Genomic DNA, 15305 nt, shown 5'->3' on the forward strand with positions numbered 1-15305 from the left:
GCGTCCGTCAGGGGCCGCGGGGGCCGCGCGACAGCTCCCCGCTCCCGGCGCCCGGCCGTCAGAAGCCGGGACCCCCGACCCGGTCCCCCGCGGCAGCGAGCCGGCCCCACAGCAGATCGGCCAGACAGCGCACCAACTCGGTCCGTGAACAGGGCCGTTCCCCCAGCCACCAGTCCCCGGCGGCATGCATCATCCCGACGATCCCGTGTCCCCAGACCCGGGCCAGCCGCTGGCTCTCCGGCCCGAGATCCAGCCGCTCCTCGATCACCTGGGCCAGCTCCTCACCCATCCGCCGCAGCAGCGGCGCCGAGTGCTTGCCCACGTCGAAGCCCTGGTCTCCCGGTGACCCCTCCGCCGGGTGCATCAGGAAGCGGTACACCTGAGGCCGCGCCTCGATCGCCGCGAGGTAGGTGTCGAGGGTGGCCTCCACCCGCTCGCGCCGCTCCGCCGGAGCGTCGAGCGCCGCCCGCAGCGAGTCGAGCAGCGCGTCGGTGTGCCGCTTGGCCAGCGCCGCGTACAGCCCGCCCTTGTCGCCGAAGTGGCGGTAGAGGATCGGCTTCGTGATGCCCGCCTCCGCCGCGATGGCGTTCATCGACGCCTGCGGACCGTCCCGCAGCACGACGCGGTCGGCGGCCTCCAGCAGCTCGCGCCGTCGGCGGTCGGCGGACCGCTGCTGCTCGGTCCGCTGCGTGGTGTCCATGTGCTCTCCCCACCCGTGCTGAATCGGTGACGCCTGCGCAAACTAACACTCAACACCCCCAGAGCCTCGAACGGGCTGCCGAGGAGCCACCGTGAGTTGACTTCGCCTACCCAGCGGTAACAGACTGCGTTACCGCAAGTAACATGCATGTGCGCCGCTGGAGGGGACATGGCCGAGTTCACCATGGAGCTCAACGACGAACAGAAGGAGGTCCGGGACTGGCTGCACGGCTTCGCCGCCGATGTCATCCGCCCCGCGGCCGCCGAATGGGACGAGCGTGAGGAAACTCCCTGGCCGGTCATCCAGGAGGCCGCCAAGGTCGGCATCTACTCCCTCGACTTCTACGCACAGCAGTACTTCGACCCCACCGGCCTCGGCATCCCGATGGCCATGGAGGAGCTCTTCTGGGGAGACGCCGGCATCGCCCTGTCGATCGTCGGGACCGGCCTCGCGGCGGTGGGCGTGCTGGCCAACGGCACCGAGGAGCAGATCGGCACCTGGATCCCCCAGATGTACGGCGACGCGAGCGACGTCAAGGTCGCCGCGTTCTGCTCCTCCGAGCCCGACGCGGGCTCCGACGTGGCGTCCCTGCGCACCCGCGCGGTGTACGACGAGGCCAAGGACGAGTGGGTCATCAACGGCACGAAGACGTGGGCGACCAACGGCGGCATCGCCAACGTCCATGTGGTCGTCGCGGTGGTGGACCCGGAGCTGGGCTCGAAGGGCCACGCCTCCTTCATCGTCCCGCCGGACACCCCGGGACTGTCCCAGGGCCAGAAGTTCAAGAAGCACGGCATCCGCGCCTCCCACACTGCCGAGGTGATCCTCGACAACGTCCGCGTGCCCGGCTCCTGCCTGCTCGGGGGCAAGGAGAAGCTGGACGAGCGGCTGGCGCGCGCCCGTGAGCGGGCACGCAAGGGCGGGGAGCGCGTGAAGAACGCGGCGATGGCCACGTTCGAGGCGTCCCGCCCGGCCGTCGGCGCGATGGCGGTGGGCACCGCCCGGGCCGCGTACGAGGTGGCGCTGGACTACGCGACGACCCGTGAGCAGTTCGGCCGGCCGATCATCGACAACCAGGGCGTGGCGTTCCAGCTCGCGGACATGCGCACGTCCATCGACGCGGCGCGGCTGCTGGTGTGGCGGGCGTCCTGGATGGCGGTGAGCGGCAAGCCGTTCACGGCCGCCGAGGGGTCCATGTCCAAGCTGTTCGCCAGTGAGACGGCGAAGCAGGTCACCGCTCAGGCGATCCAGATACTGGGCGGCAACGGATACACCCGTGAGTACCCGGTGGAGCGGATGCACCGGGACGCCGCGATCTACACGATCTTCGAGGGGACCAGTGAGATCCAGCGCCTGGTGATCGCGCGGACGGTCTCGGGGATGCCGATCCGTTAGGACTGTTCCCACAGCAGGACGCGCATAGATCGTTCCGCCGAAAGCGGCCCTCCCGGACTTCCGGGAGGGCCGCTGCCTCATGCCAAGAACAAGATCGGACTTGATCTGAGAGACGAGGGGGAGATCGTTTCACCCGGGGCTGCTTGAAGGGGGGACACGGGCCGAACTCCCGGCGATCCACGACGGCCTTCAACGAGTTCTCCCACAACCCCTGGAGGTACTCGGCGATCGCCAACTCCATCGCCGGCGCAGATCACCGGGCAGGCCCGGCCCTCGTCACCGGGGAAAGCGCGCCCCGAAAGGCCGGCGTCGCCTGCCACTGCGGGCGCACCCTCCGTGTCACCTTCGACACCGCGGGCGTCAACTGCCCCGACGGCGGGGAGCAGTACGGACAGAGTGAGCACTCCGGCTGCCGCTGGCCGCCCGGTCTGCGGCATGATGCCCACCCGCAACCCGAGGGGGGAGCCATGAGATCTTGCCTGAGGTGGATCCACGGCAGGGACCAGTATGTCCTCGTCGCACGCAGCCCGACCTACATGGGCGAGACCGTCGCCAAGTTCCTCATCCTGGCCTTCCTGATCTGGCTCCCCGTCGACATCCTGGGCTGGCCCGACTGGATCCCGTTCGCGGGAGCGAGCCCCTACCTGTACTGGGAACTGATCCGAGTGCGCGACCCCCTTGGCGAACTCGCCGACCAGCAAGCCGAGCGCGACGAGCACCGCCGGCGCAAGGAGCAGCGAGACCAGCCCTGACACGACCAAGGCCCGCCGCTCGACGCGTGCCTTCGCCGCGCTCACAGCGGCGGCTGCCGTTGGCCGAACGGCGCAACGCGGCCTGAGGGGCCGGCTGGCTCATCCCGGACGAGGGTTCACGATAGTGAATCCATGTAAGCGGTACCGGACTGATACCGCTGAACCGATACCCTGAAAGTGGAGACATTTTCACTCGGTGGCCGGGATGAGCGAGCAGGTCTTCGGCAAGCTCGCCATCGAAGACCGCCCCGGCCCCGTCGCGCGACGGCCAACCTCAGAGCGTCCGCCCTCAGCTTCCGGGAAGGCGGACGCTCGCGCTGTCAGCCGCCGTGGCGTTCCTGCGCCTTCTCTACCCAGAGGTCGCGGACGCTGGTCGTGAGGGTGCCCTCTTGCTGCTCGTAGTGTGAGAGGGCGAGGCCGAGACCGAAGAAGGTGGGCGCCCATTCGCCGACGAAGATGCCCCACCGGTCGGCTCGGGCGAGGCCGCCGACGGGTTCGGCTTTGAGGCTGGTGACCCAGGCGATGACGGAAGCGCCGATGCTGCCGAGGGCGGCCATGTAGGCGTGCTCGCTGCGGATGCCCATGTCGTGGAGTTTCTTGATGATCATTGGGTGGTCTCCGTTCTGTGCGGGTCAGGGGCCGGAGTATCCACAGACGGCTCGCCCTATTCATTCTCTATGGATGCATTTGCGGCGTGGCGTTCGTAGGCGGGCAGTGCTCGGGGCTACTGCGGAGGTCTCCCATGCCCCGAACCATCTGGTCAGGCGCCATCAGCTTCGGTCTCGTCACCGTGCCGGTCAACGTTCAGTCGGCCACCTGGTCCGCTACCGCAAGTACTGCGAGATCGAGGACCGCGAGGTCCGCAGCGACGAGATCGGCAAAGGGTACGAGCTGACCAAGACGCAGGTCATCCCCATCTCCGACGAGGAGCTGAGCCAGCTGCCGCTGCCGACGGCGAAGGGATCGAGATCGTGGCGTTCGTGCCGCTCGACACGGTCGACCCGATCCGGATCGGCGAGGGCTACCACCCGGCGCCGGCGCAGCCTGTCGCGGCCAAGCCGTACAAGCTGCTGGTGCAGGCCCTCTGCCGGGCGTCGAAGGTGGCCGTCGCAAAGTACGCGTGGTCCGGGCGGGGGGGGGCTGGGCCTGCTCCGGATCCACGACGACGTGATCGTCCTGCATGCGATGCGCTGGCCCGACGAGATCCGCGACCCCGCCGAGCTGCTGCCAGGGACTGCTCGATCAGCCAGTCCGGCGGTAGCGGCCGGCGCTCCTCACCGGGGCGGCGCTCCTGCTCTCGCTGCTCGGCCGCCGCGATGGCCCGCCGTACCTCTGCGAGGGATAAAGGAGTGCCGACCCCACGCTGAGGGCGCCCCCCCGTTGTGGGAGTCGGCACAAGCGCACCCCCAGCTCCCGAGCTGGGGGTGCGCTCGTTTCTGGGAGACATTTTGGGAGATGATCATGCAGACGGAACCCCGGGGAAACACCCAGCGAACCCCGGGCAACGCTGACCGAATGCCGGGCAGCGCAGGTCCGATGCCGCCGAACAGCAGGCCATGCACCGGGACGCCGCGATCTACACGATCTTCGAGGGGACCAGTGAGATCCAGCGCCTGGTGATCGCACGGACGGTCTCGGGGATGCCGATCCGCTAACGGTGCCTGAGCGGCGTCAGCTGCTCGATGTCGTACCTCGCCCGGAGCGCCTCGATCGCCGCGTGGTCCGGTGGACCGCCGTCGCGCAGGATCTCCAGCAGTTCCTCGAAGTACCGCTCGTGGTCCGGCGGCGGGGACGCCTGGAAGAACATCTTGGCCGGGCTCTCCGTCGGGTTCGCGAACGCGTGCGGGCAGCCGGGTGGCACGACGATGACCGTGCCCGGGGTCGCCCGGACCACCCGGTTGCCCGAACCGGACTCCCACTTCTGCCAGTTGTCGGGGGTCCGGACGCGCGGCTCGAAGGCGAGCACGTCCAGCTCGCCCTCCAGGACGTAGAACAACTCCTCGCTGCGGGTGTGCACATGGGCACCGACGTCGAACCCTGGAGGGACGATCACCTCGAAGGTGGACGCCATCCGTGAGTGCGTGCCGGTCACCTTGAACGTGACGTGCTGGGCCGGTGTCTGGACGATCCGGCCGTGGCCCGGCGGTACCAGCAGTCCCTCGGTCGCGGTCACGATGTGCTCACCTCACCAGGTCACGGGCAGGGCCTCGGGCCTGCGGATCAACATGCCCTTGCTGAAGGGCACTTCCTCGGGTGGTACCGCCGGCCGGTCCAGGACCGCCTCGCGGCTGGACCGCGGGCCGTCGCTCACGCTCCGCACTTCGCCGCGGCGGGTCACCGGCCACGCCCAGCGCTCCCTGTCGGGCAGCCAGGGGCGCGGCCGCGGTGAGCCTTCTGGCTCATGTCACGCCGGCTCGTCGATCTGCCAGCGCCCCACGGACATCTCCGCGGTGATGCCGGGCCCGAACCCGGCCAGCAGCCCGCGCGCCCGGTGCTCCGCGCCGCCCTCGTCGAACAGCCTGCGCAGCGCGTCCAGGACGACGGCGCTCGCGATGTTGCCGTACTCGGTGAGGGTGGCCCGGCTGAACCGGAAGGCGTGCGGCTCGACCTGGAGGAACTTGCTCAGGTCGTCCAGGATGCGGGGACCGCCGGCGTGGATGATGTAGAAGTCCAGGTCGGAGGCGTCCCAGCCGTGTGCGCCCGCCAGTTCGTGCAGGGCCGGTGCGAGCGGCTCCATGGTGCCGGGCACCCGCTTGTCCAGCAGGAAGTGGAAACCGGTGGCCCGCACGTCGTACGAGATCCAGTCCTCGGTCTTGGGGATCAGGTACGACCCGTTGCGTTCCAGCTTCACACCGGTGCCGCCGCGGCCGCGGACCACGGCGGCGGCCACGCCGTCGCCGAACAGGCCGTTGGACAGCAGTGATCCGACGCCGATGTCGGTGGGCTGGTAGCACAGCGAGCAGAACTCGCAGGCCACGATCAGCACGTTGCACTCCGGGTAGGCCATGCAGAAGTCATGGGCCCGGTTGATCGCCGCGCCGCCGGCCGCACAGCCCAGCTGGGCTATGGGTATCTGGCGGGTGGTGCTGGAGAAGTCCATCTCGTTGATCAGCCAGGCCGTGAGCGAGGGCATCATGAAGCCCGTGCACGACACGTAGATGATCACGTCGATGTCGCTGGTGAGGAGTTCCGCGTCGTCGAGGGCCCGCTGCACGACCGCCGGGACCCGGGCCTTGGCCTCGGACTCGTAGATCTTGTTGCGCGCCTCGAAGCCGGGATGCTTGAGGGTTTCCTCGATCGGCTGCACGATGTGCCGGGTGCGCACGCCGGTGTTCTCGATCAGCCGGAGGGCCAGCGGAAGTTGGGGATGGTCCGCGTGGCGGGAGCGTGCCAGCTCCAGCGTCTCTTCCATCGTGATCACGTGTTCTGGAACGGACACCGAGGGTCTGCACAAAGTCGCCATGAACCGTGCCTGCTTTCGCCGTCCGGAAGCTCTTGAGCCCCGGTCAGAAGGGGGTTCACCTCCGAGAAGGTGTAAACCCACGATCACCCGGGAGCGCCACGATCTCTCGCCGGATTACTCCGTACAGGCGATGACGGATTTCGGTTCCGGACCCCCGCGGCCCACGAAAGGCGCAGGAAATCGGTGCTACGACCCGGCTCCGCTGCTGTGCGCGATGCAGGCCACGTCGATCCGGTCGGCCAGCTTGGCCAGCTCGATGGTCAGCGTCGCCACGGTGTCCTCGTCCAGACCCTCCTGCCCGGCCTCGACGAGACGCAGCCACCTGCCGCCCACCGTGCGGAGCAGCTTGCTCACGTCGGACGCGGCCACCTGCAAGGTACCGCGGTCGTCGACGATCAGAGGCAGGGTCACTTCGCGGTTCACAAAGGGGATCGTAGCCCTGCAACCCTCACGCTCCGTGCCATACGGTCGTGATGTTGCAGAACTCGCGGATTCCGTGCCCGGACAGCTCACGCCCGTACCCGGACCGCTTCACACCCCCGAACGGGAACGCCGGGTGGGACGCGGTCATCCCGTTGACGTAGACACCGCCCGCCTCCAGGTCCCGGACGAACCTGTCGACATCGGACTCCTCGCGCGTCCAGACGTTGGAACTCAGCCCGAACGGCGAGTCGTTGGCGATCAGCACCGCCTCGTCCAGGTCACCCGCCCGGTACAGCGTGGCGACCGGCCCGAACGCCTCCTCGCGGTGGATGCGCATCTCGCGGGTGATGCCGGCGAGGATCGTCGGCGGGTAGTACCAGCCGTCGCCCTCGGGCCGCTCACCGCCGCACAGCACCGTCGCACCGCTGCGCCTGGCGTCGTCCACCAGCTCCTCCAGATCGGCCCTGCCCTGCTCGCTGGCCAGTGGGCCGACCTCCGTCTCCTCCGCCATCGGGTCGCCGACCTTCAGCGCCTTCATGCCCTCGGTGAAGCGCTCCGCGAAGGCGTCGTAGACGTCCGTGTGCACGATGAACCGTTTGGCGGCGATGCACGACTGCCCGTTGTTCTGCACCCGGGCCGTCACCGCGACCTGGGCAGCCCGGTCGATGTCGGCCGAGGGCATCACGAGGAACGGGTCGCTGCCGCCCAGCTCCAGCACCGTCTTCTTGATCATTTCCCCGGAGGTGGAGGCCACCGCCCGGCCCGCGGGCTCGCTGCCGGTCAGGGTCGCCGCCCGGACCCGCTCGTCGCGCAGGATCTCGTCGACCGCGGCGGAGCCGATGAGCAGGGTCTGGAAGCAGCCCTCGGTGAAGCCCGCCCGGTGGAACAGGTCCTCCAGGTAGAGGGCCGTCTGGGGCACGTTCGAGGCGTGCTTGAGCAGGCCGACGTTGCCCGCCATCAGCGCGGGCGCCGCGAAGCGGATCACCTGCCACAGCGGGAAGTTCCACGGCATCACCGCGAGGACCGGCCCGAGCGGCCGGTAGCGGACCCGGACGCGGGAGGCGCCGGAGTCCTCGACGTCGGACCGGGCGGGTTCCTCGTCGGCGAGCAGGCGCTCGGCGTTCGCGGCGTACCAGCGCATCGCCTTGGCGCACTTCGCGGCCTCGGCGCGGGCCTGCTTGACCGGCTTGCCCATCTCGGTGGTCAGGACGCGGGCGATGTCCTGCTGGTTCTCCTCCAGCAGATCCGCCGCCCGGTTCAGCAGCCGCGCGCGGTCGGCGAAGCCGCTCTCCCGGTAGGTGCGGAACGTGGCCTCGGCGAGCTGGATCCGGCGCTCGATCTCCTCGGCGCCCATGGCCTCGTACGTCTTGATCGTCTCGCCGTTCGCCGGATTCACCGTCGCGATGGGCATGGCTGACCTCCTGGGGAGCGACTGTGCTTCGACCTTCCCGCGCGGCGGTGGGCGCCGCAACGCGTGCGGGTCATCCTCGCAACGAGTGCTCCGCCAGCCTGTCCAGAAACGCGGACTGCGCCTTGACGATCACCTCGCGGGCCCGGTCCAGGCCGAACCACGCGACCCGGTCCAGCTCGGGGAACTCCTGGGTGCGTCCCGACTTCGGCGGCCACTCCATCGTGAAGGTGCCGGGGTCGACGGAACCGGGATCGAGGTCGGCCTCCACCGCCCAGGCCGTGACGGTCTTGCCGTTGGTCTGCCGGACCTCCCCGAGAGGCACGGCCTCGCCGTCCGGCGGCGGCAGCCCGAGCTCCTCCTGGAACTCCCGGCGGGCCGCGTCCCACGCGGGCTCCTCGGGGTCGTACTCGCCCTTCGGCACTGTCCAGGCGCCCGCGTCCCGCCGGGACCAGTACGGCCCGCCCATGTGGCCGAGGAGCACCTCCAGGCCGCCGTCGGTGAGCCGGAACAGCAGCAGGCCCGCGCTGTGCCGTGACCTCACGGCCGGACCTCCGGATGCGCGGCCAGCACCGTCTCCACGGTGTCGGCGTCCTCCGGCCGCTTGTCCTCGCGGTAGCGGAGCACACGGGCGAAGCGGAGGGTGACGCCGGCCGGGTAGCGGGTGGACCGCTGCAGGCCGTCATAGGCGATCTCGACGACGAGTTCGGGCCGTACGGTCACCACATAGCCCTCGGAGCCGACGGCCAGATCCTGGAGCCGCTCGGTCTGCCAGGCCAGCATGGCGTCGGTCATGCCCTTGAACGTCTTGCCGAGCATCGCGAAGCCGCCGTCGCCCGTGCGGGCGCCCAGATGCAGGTTGGAGAGCTTGCCGGTGCGGCGGCCGTGACCCCACTCGGCGGCCAGGACCACCAGGTCGAGGGTGTGCACGGGTTTGACCTTCAGCCAGGACGCGCCGCGCCGCCCCGCGCTGTAGGGCGCGTCCAGTGCCTTGATCACGACGCCCTCGTGACCGCGCCGCAGGGTCTCGGCGAGGAAGGACGCGGCGCCGGGCACGTCGCCGGGGCCCGAGACCACGGTCCGCCGTACCCGCATCGGCTCGGGAACCAGCCGGGCCAGCTCCGCGTGCCGCTCCGCGAACGGCAGGTCCAGCAGATCGCGGCCGTCCACGGACAGCGCGTCGAAGAAGACGGGGGAGACCGGGACCGCCCTGGCTGCCGTGGCCACGTCCACCCGCGAGCCGACCCGGCCCGCCGTCTCCTGGAACGAGCGCGGCCGGCCCTCCTCGTCGAAGGCGATCACCTCGCCGTCCAGCACGAACCGCTCCCCGCGCAGCTCCCGCGCGGCGGAGGTCAGCTCGGGCAGCCGGTCGGTGATGTCGTCGAGGGTGCGGGTGTAGAGGCGTACGTCGTCGCCGTCGCGGTGGACCTGGACGCGGATGCCGTCCAGTTTCTCCTCGACGGCGCAGGCGCCGAGCTTGCCGATCGCCTCGGTCACCGAGGACGCGGTGTGCGCGAGCATCGGCAGCACCGGGCGGCCCACGGTCAGGCGGAAACGGTCCAGGGCCCCGGGTCCGTCGGCGAGCAGCGCCTGGGCGACGTCCTGCAGCGACCCGGCCAGCATCACCGCCCGCCGCACGTCCGTGGCGGGCGCCCCGGTCGCCTGCGCCAGCCCCTCGACCGCGACCGCCTCCAGCGCGCCCTGCCGGACCTCCCCCGTGAGCAGGCCGGTCAGAAAGCGCTGCTCGTCCTCGGTGGCGGCGCCCATCAGCTCGCCGACCAGGCGGGACCGCTCCGCCTGGGAGCCGGTGCCGGTGACCTCGCGGAGTGCGGTGAGGCGGGCGTCCACCTCGCGCACGGTCAGGCTCGGACCGGCGGCCGGCTCCACCTGGCGGCCGAGCACCTTCCAGCCGATGCCGAGCCGGCCCTGCGGCAGCCGGCCCGCGAGGTAAGGGATGACCACCGGCACGTCGCCCGGCTCGGCCTCCCCGAAGAGCTCGGCGAGCAGGGCGATCTTGCGGGACCGCGCCGAGGTGGCGGCGACCTCCCGGGACACGTCGGCGAGCCGGGTCAGCAGCATGCAGTCATGGTGCACCGGGGACGGGGGCCTACACCTGGACGGCCGCGTCGAGGTCGGACATCAGCAGCTCCCCGTTGATCGTGGCGCCCGCGCGGTACCCGCCGCTCGCCGCGTTCACGACCTGCTCGGCGAAGCCGGTGGCGTTGCCCGCGGCCCACACGCCCGGCACCGTCGTCTGCCCGGTCGCGTCCACCGCGGCGTACGCGCCGAACGGCGTCTCGTTCAGCTCGGCGCCCAGCCGTTGCAGCAGGCCGGTCTGCGGTACGGCCCGGGGCGCGGTGAACACCACCTCCCGGTCGTGGACCGTGCCGTCCGCCAGCCGCACCCCGGTGAGCCGGTCGTCGCCGACGACCAGCCCCTCGACCGCGCCGGGCACCACCTTGACCCCGGCCGCGGCCAGCCGGCGCAGGTCGTCGTCCAAGAGGTCCCGCTCGGCGAGCCGGTGCAGGAAGAACGTCACGTCCTTCGACCACTGGGTGACGATCAGCGCCTGGTGCACGCTCTGCGGACCGGTGGCGAGGACGCCGAACGCCTGGTCGCGGACCTCCCAGCCATGGCAGTACGGGCAGTGCAGGACGTCCCGGCCGAACCGCTCGGCGACGCCGGGTACGTCCGGCAGTTCGTCCGTGAGGCCGGTGGTGACGACCAGGCGCCGGGCGCGCACCGTCCGGCCGCTCGCCAGTTCCACCGCGAAGTCGTCCTCGCCCCGGGTGACGTCCGCCGCCCGGTCCCGGACCAGCTCCACTCCGTAGCGCGCGATCTCCTCCCTGCCGGTCGCGAGGAACTCGGCGGGCGACATGCCGTCCCGCGACAGATAGCCCTGCATGTGCGCGGCGGGCGCGTTGCGCGGCTCGCCCGCGTCGACGACGAGGGTGCGGCGCCTGGCCCTGCCCAGGACGAGCGCGGCGGACAGGCCTGCCGCGCCGCCGCCGATGACGACCACTTCGTAGGACCCGGTTGTTCCGGTCATGGTGACCACCTCCACGCCAGACGGTCGCGCGCCCGCTGCGGGATTGACAAATGTGTTTGCCGAATCTGCAATGGCGGCATGACGACCGACGATGTCCTGGCAGGGGTGGGGCCGCGGCTGCGGCGGATCCGCAAGGAGCGGGAGGTGACGCTGTCCGGTCTGTCGGAGGTGACCGGCATCTCGGTGAGCACGCTCTCCCGGCTGGAGTCCGGCCTGCGCAAGCCCAGCCTGGAGCTGCTGCTGCCGATCGCGCAGGCCCATCAGGTGCCGCTGGACGAACTGGTCGGCGCGCCCGCCGTCGGCGATCCACGGGTGCGGTCCCAGCCGATCGAGAGGTACGGGCGCGTCCACTGGCCGCTCACCCGTCAGCCGGGCGGGCTCCAGGCGTTCAAGGTGCTGGAGCCGCAGCGCACCCTCGAACCGGAGCCGAGGACCCATGAGGGGTACGAGTGGCTGTATGTGCTGTCCGGGCGGCTGCGGCTGGTGCTGGGCGAGCACGACGTGGTGCTCACGGCGGGGGAGGCGGCCGAGTTCGACACCCGGGTGCCGCACTGGTTCGGGTCGACGGGGGAGGGGCCGGTGGAGTTCCTGAGCCTGTTCGGGCCGCAGGGGGAGCGGATGCACGTACGGGCGCGGCCGAAACAGGCGTGACGCCACGGGGTTCCCGTGCTGCCGGGGCAGCGTGACCTACCCGACTGTTCCCAGCGCGGCAAGCGACCGCTTAGTATGCGGTGGACCCGGTCAGACGACGCAGTCCCCCGTGGAGGCCCCGCATGCAGGCATGGCAGGTGCACGAGAACGGCGAGCCGAGCGAGGTGATGCGCCTCGGCGACGTCCCGGCGCCCACTCCGGGCGACGGCCAGGTCCTGCTGAAGGTGCGCGCCGCGAACATCAACTTCCCCGATGCCCTGCTGTGCCGGGGGCAGTACCAGGTCCGGCCCCCGCTGCCCTTCACGCCCGGCGTGGAGATCTGCGGCGAGACCGAGGACGGCCGCCGCGTCATCGCCAACCCGGCGCTGCCCCACGGCGGTTTCGCCGAGTACGCCGTCGCCGACGCCGCCGCCCTGCTGCCCGCGCCCGCCGCCCTGGACGACGCGGAGGCCGCCGCCCTGCACATCGGCTACCAGACCGGCTGGTTCGGCCTGCACCGGCGGGCCCGGCTGGAGGCCGGCGAGACCCTGCTCGTCCACGCCGCCGCGGGCGGGGTCGGCAGCGCGGCCGTCCAGCTCGGTAAGGCGGCCGGAGCGACGGTCATCGGCGTCGTCGGCGGCGCCGGGAAGGCCGCCGTCGCCCGTGAGCTGGGCTGCGACGTCGTGATCGACCGGCGGGCCGACGACGTCGTCGCGGCGGTGAAGGAGGCCACCGGAGGCCGGGGCGCCGACGTGATCTACGACCCCGTGGGCGGTGACGCGTACACCCAGTCCGCCAAGACGGTCGCCTTCGAGGGCCGGATCGTGGTCGTGGGCTTCGCGAGCGGCACGATCCCGAGCCCCGCGCTCAACCACGCACTCGTGAAGAACTACTCGGTCCTCGGACTGCACTGGGGCCTGTACAACACCAAGAACCCGAAGCTGGTCCAGCACTGCCACGAGCAGCTCACCGAGCTGGCCGCCCGGGGCGCGATCAAGCCCCTGGTGAGTGAGCGGGTGGAGCTGGGCGCAGCCGCGGCCGCCGTGCAGCGGGTCGCCGACGGGGTCACCACGGGCCGGGTCGCCGTCGTCCTGGGGAACGGAGCCACCGCATGACCGACGCAGCCGAACTGCGCCGACGCACCCGGGAGCTGCTGGCCGCGCAGCCACCCGCGGTCACGGACCCCGCCGGCTTTCTGAGGGCCCGCTTCGACGCCGGGCTCGCCTGGGTGCACTACCCCGAGGGCCTCGGCGGACTCGGTGCCCCCCGCGCGCTCCAGGCCGTCGTGGACGCCGAGCTGGAGGCCGCGGGCGCGCCGGACAACGACCCGCGGCGGATCGGCATCGGCCTGGGCATGGCCGCGCCCACGATTCTCCAGTACGGCACCGACGAGCAGAAACAGCGGTATCTGCGGCCCCTGTGGCTGGGGGAGGAGGTCTGGTGCCAGCTGTTCAGCGAGCCCGGCGCCGGATCCGACCTCGCCGCGCTCGGCACCCGGGCGGTGCGTGAGGGCGACGGCTGGGTCGTCAACGGGCAGAAGGTGTGGACGTCCAGCGCGCACGCCGCCCGCTGGGCCATCCTCATCGCCCGCACCGACCCGGACGTGCCCAAGCACCAGGGCATCACGTACTTCATCTGCGACATGACCGACCCCGGTGTCGAGGTGCGGCCGCTGCGCCAGATCACCGGCGAGGCCGAGTTCAACGAGGTGTTCCTGACGGACGTCCGGATTCCGGACACGCGCCGCCTCGGTGAGATCGGCGACGGCTGGCGCGTCGCGCAGACCACCCTCATGAACGAGCGCGTCTCCATCGGCGGCATGCGACTGCCTCGTGAGGGCGGCATGATCGGCCCGGTCTCCAGGACCTGGCGCGAGCGCCCTGAACTGCGCACCCACGATCTCCACCAGCGGCTCCTCACCCTCTGGACGGAGGCGGAGGTGGCCCGGCTCACCGGTGAACGGTTGCGGCAGCAGCTCGTCGCGGGACAGCCGGGCCCCGAGGGCTCCGGCATGAAGCTCGCCTTCGCCCGCCTCAACCAGGAGATCAGCGGCCTGGAGGTCGAACTCCTCGGCGAGGAGGGGCTGCTGTACGACGACTGGACCATGCGCCGTCCCGAGCTGGTGGACTTCACCGGCCGTGACGCCGGATACCGCTATCTCCGCTCCAAGGGCAACAGCATCGAGGGCGGGACCAGCGAGGTGCTGCTGAACATCGTCGCCGAACGTGTCCTCGGACTGCCCGCCGAGCCCCGTACCGACAAGGACGTCGCCTGGAAGGACCTGGCCCGATGACCGATCTTCTCTACTCCGAGGAGGAAGAGGCCCTGCGGTCGGCGGTGCGGGACCTGCTCGCCGACCGCCTCGACCCGGCCGGGGTGATCGCGCGCACCGAGTCGGACACGCCGCACGACGTCTCGCTGTGGAAGACGCTCACCGACGGAATGGCTCTCGCGGGTCTGCTGATCCCGCAGGAGCTCGACGGCCAGGGCGCCTCGCACCGGGAGGCCGCCGTCGTCCTGGAGGAACTCGGGCGAGCGGTCGCGCCCGTGCCGTATCTGACGAGTGCGGTCGTCGCGACGGAGGCGCTGCTGGAGTGCGGAGCCGACGACCTGCTCACGCAGCTGGCGTCCGCGACGCTGGTCGGCGCGCTCGCCGTCGCCCTGCACACCGCTCCCGGTGTCGCCTTCGCCACCGTACGGGTCGAAGACGGCACTCTGCACGGCGAGTTGACGGGCATCGCCGACGCCGCGGGTGCCGATCTGCTGCTGGTGCCCGCGGACGACGGCGGTCTGTACGCGGTCGACGCCTCGGCCGTCACGGTCACTCCGCAGATCTCCCTCGACCTCACCCGGCCCCTCGCGACCGTCGCGCTGAACGGTGTCGCGGGCCGTCGCCTCGCAGACGCCGAGCCGGCCGTCCGGCGTGCCCTGCGGACCGGCGCCGGACTGCTCGCCTCCGAGCAACTCGGGCTCTCCGACTGGGCGCTGACCGAGACCGTCCGCTACCTCAAGGAGCGCAAGCAGTTCAACCGGCCCGTCGGCGGGTTCCAGGCGCTCAAGCACCGGCTCGCCCAGCGGTGGCTGGAGGTCGTCCATCTGCGGGCCGCGGCACGCGCCGCGGCGGACGCGCTGGCGACCGGTGAGGACGTCGACGTGTCCGTGGCGGTGGCCCAGGCATACGCGGCACACGTGGCCGTGCGCGCCGCCGAAGAGGCGCTGCAGCTGCACGGCGGCATCGGAATGACCTGGGAGCACCCGGCACACCTGTATCTGAAGCGGGCCAAGGCGGACTCCCTGGCGTACGGCACCGCGGGCGCCCACCGGGCGGCGCTGGCGGAGCTGGTGGACCTTCAAGCCCCCTGACGGACACCGGGAAAGAGCCGGCGAAGCGCGCGGAAACCCTGAGGAAAGCCCGCCCCACCTGGGGCGGGCTTTTCGGTGCGGGTGCGCCGGTGAAGTGAACTCATGGCGGCGGTCCGGCCAAC

16 protein-coding genes and 2 pseudogenes are annotated in these 15305 nt (G+C 71.2%); 8 read left to right on the forward strand and 10 right to left on the reverse strand.

Going from position 1 to position 15305, the window contains the following annotated elements:
* Positions 1 to 58 precede the first annotated feature (58 nt).
* Positions 59 to 700 carry a TetR family transcriptional regulator gene (locus ACIHCM_RS13375; protein ID WP_399893826.1) on the reverse strand — a complete coding sequence of 214 codons (642 nt, stop codon included), beginning with the start codon at positions 698 to 700 and terminating at the stop codon, positions 59 to 61.
* Positions 701 to 868: 168 nt separating this feature from the next.
* On the opposite strand from ACIHCM_RS13375, the gene ACIHCM_RS13380 reads away from it, so the two are divergent.
* Both ACIHCM_RS13380 and ACIHCM_RS13385 read left to right on the forward strand, forming a co-directional pair.
* A complete protein-coding gene (locus ACIHCM_RS13380; RefSeq protein WP_399893830.1) occupies positions 869 to 2095 on the forward strand; it encodes an acyl-CoA dehydrogenase family protein in 1227 nt (408 codons plus the stop codon).
* A 467-nt stretch (positions 2096 to 2562) separates the two neighbouring features.
* On the forward strand, positions 2563 to 2847 hold the full coding sequence (locus ACIHCM_RS13385) for a hypothetical protein (RefSeq protein ID WP_399893833.1): 285 nt from the start codon (positions 2563 to 2565) through the stop codon (positions 2845 to 2847).
* Positions 2848 to 3167: 320 nt separating this feature from the next.
* On the opposite strand, the gene ACIHCM_RS13390 is transcribed toward ACIHCM_RS13385, so the two are convergent.
* Positions 3168 to 3455 (reverse strand): hypothetical protein, encoded by a 288-nt coding sequence (locus ACIHCM_RS13390; protein ID WP_399893836.1) that lies wholly within the window; start codon positions 3453 to 3455, stop codon positions 3168 to 3170.
* 134 nt (positions 3456 to 3589) lie between these two features.
* Between ACIHCM_RS13390 and ACIHCM_RS13395 the strand changes: the two are divergent.
* Both ACIHCM_RS13395 and ACIHCM_RS13400 read left to right on the forward strand, forming a co-directional pair.
* Positions 3590 to 4077: pseudogene (locus ACIHCM_RS13395) on the forward strand (Ku protein); the annotation flags it as partial.
* Between the two features lie 320 nt (positions 4078 to 4397).
* Positions 4398 to 4502: pseudogene (locus tag ACIHCM_RS13400) on the forward strand (acyl-CoA dehydrogenase family protein); the annotation flags it as partial.
* On the opposite strand, the gene ACIHCM_RS13405 reads toward ACIHCM_RS13400, so the two are convergent.
* From ACIHCM_RS13405 to ACIHCM_RS13440, 8 genes are all read right to left on the reverse strand, one after another.
* Positions 4499 to 5020 carry a cupin domain-containing protein gene (locus tag ACIHCM_RS13405; protein ID WP_399893839.1) on the reverse strand — a complete coding sequence of 174 codons (522 nt, stop codon included), beginning with the start codon at positions 5018 to 5020 and terminating at the stop codon, positions 4499 to 4501. The pseudogene ACIHCM_RS13400 and the gene ACIHCM_RS13405 sit on opposite strands and share 4 nt — an antisense overlap.
* A gap of 12 nt (positions 5021 to 5032) precedes the next feature.
* Positions 5033 to 5158 carry a hypothetical protein gene (locus ACIHCM_RS13410; protein ID WP_399893842.1) on the reverse strand — a complete coding sequence of 42 codons (126 nt, stop codon included), beginning with the start codon at positions 5156 to 5158 and terminating at the stop codon, positions 5033 to 5035.
* 93 nt (positions 5159 to 5251) lie between these two features.
* Entirely contained in the window at positions 5252 to 6310 is a 1059-nt protein-coding gene (locus tag ACIHCM_RS13415; protein ID WP_399893845.1) for a type III polyketide synthase, read from the reverse strand.
* Positions 6311 to 6496: 186 nt separating this feature from the next.
* The gene (locus tag ACIHCM_RS13420) at positions 6497 to 6733 is read right to left on the reverse strand and encodes a DUF6213 family protein (protein ID WP_393113363.1); all 237 of its coding nucleotides are present in this window, start codon (positions 6731 to 6733) and stop codon (positions 6497 to 6499) included.
* A gap of 25 nt (positions 6734 to 6758) precedes the next feature.
* Positions 6759 to 8144 (reverse strand): NADP-dependent succinic semialdehyde dehydrogenase, encoded by a 1386-nt coding sequence (locus tag ACIHCM_RS13425; RefSeq protein ID WP_399893848.1) that lies wholly within the window; start codon positions 8142 to 8144, stop codon positions 6759 to 6761.
* Positions 8145 to 8214: 70 nt separating this feature from the next.
* Complete coding sequence (locus ACIHCM_RS13430; RefSeq protein WP_399893851.1) at positions 8215 to 8685, reverse strand: NUDIX domain-containing protein; 471 nt, start codon at positions 8683 to 8685, stop codon at positions 8215 to 8217.
* Entirely contained in the window at positions 8682 to 10220 is a 1539-nt protein-coding gene (locus tag ACIHCM_RS13435) for an ATP-dependent DNA ligase (RefSeq protein WP_399893854.1), read from the reverse strand. The genes ACIHCM_RS13430 and ACIHCM_RS13435 overlap by 4 nt, the downstream gene beginning before the upstream one ends.
* Positions 10221 to 10248: 28 nt before the next feature.
* Entirely contained in the window at positions 10249 to 11190 is a 942-nt protein-coding gene (locus ACIHCM_RS13440) for an NAD(P)/FAD-dependent oxidoreductase (protein WP_399893857.1), read from the reverse strand.
* Between the two features lie 78 nt (positions 11191 to 11268).
* Here ACIHCM_RS13440 and ACIHCM_RS13445 point away from each other — a divergent pair, with 78 nt between their 5' ends.
* From ACIHCM_RS13445 to ACIHCM_RS13460, 4 genes are all read left to right on the forward strand, one after another.
* Positions 11269 to 11841, forward strand: coding sequence for a helix-turn-helix domain-containing protein (locus tag ACIHCM_RS13445; protein ID WP_399893860.1), 573 nt, complete (start codon positions 11269 to 11271; stop codon positions 11839 to 11841).
* 122 nt (positions 11842 to 11963) lie between these two features.
* Positions 11964 to 12935: an NADPH:quinone oxidoreductase family protein gene (locus tag ACIHCM_RS13450; protein ID WP_399893863.1), complete on the forward strand. Its 972-nt coding sequence runs from the start codon at positions 11964 to 11966 to the stop codon at positions 12933 to 12935.
* Positions 12932 to 14113 carry an acyl-CoA dehydrogenase family protein gene (locus tag ACIHCM_RS13455; RefSeq protein WP_399893866.1) on the forward strand — a complete coding sequence of 394 codons (1182 nt, stop codon included), beginning with the start codon at positions 12932 to 12934 and terminating at the stop codon, positions 14111 to 14113. Before ACIHCM_RS13450 ends, ACIHCM_RS13455 begins: the two co-directional genes overlap by 4 nt.
* The gene (locus tag ACIHCM_RS13460; RefSeq protein ID WP_399893869.1) at positions 14110 to 15183 is read left to right on the forward strand and encodes an acyl-CoA dehydrogenase family protein; all 1074 of its coding nucleotides are present in this window, start codon (positions 14110 to 14112) and stop codon (positions 15181 to 15183) included. Before ACIHCM_RS13455 ends, ACIHCM_RS13460 begins: the two co-directional genes overlap by 4 nt.
* Positions 15184 to 15305 lie beyond the last annotated feature (122 nt).

The sequence above is a fragment of the Streptomyces sp. NPDC052023 genome (assembly GCF_044548465.1).
Taxonomy (GTDB): Bacteria; Actinomycetota; Actinomycetes; order Streptomycetales; family Streptomycetaceae; genus Streptomyces.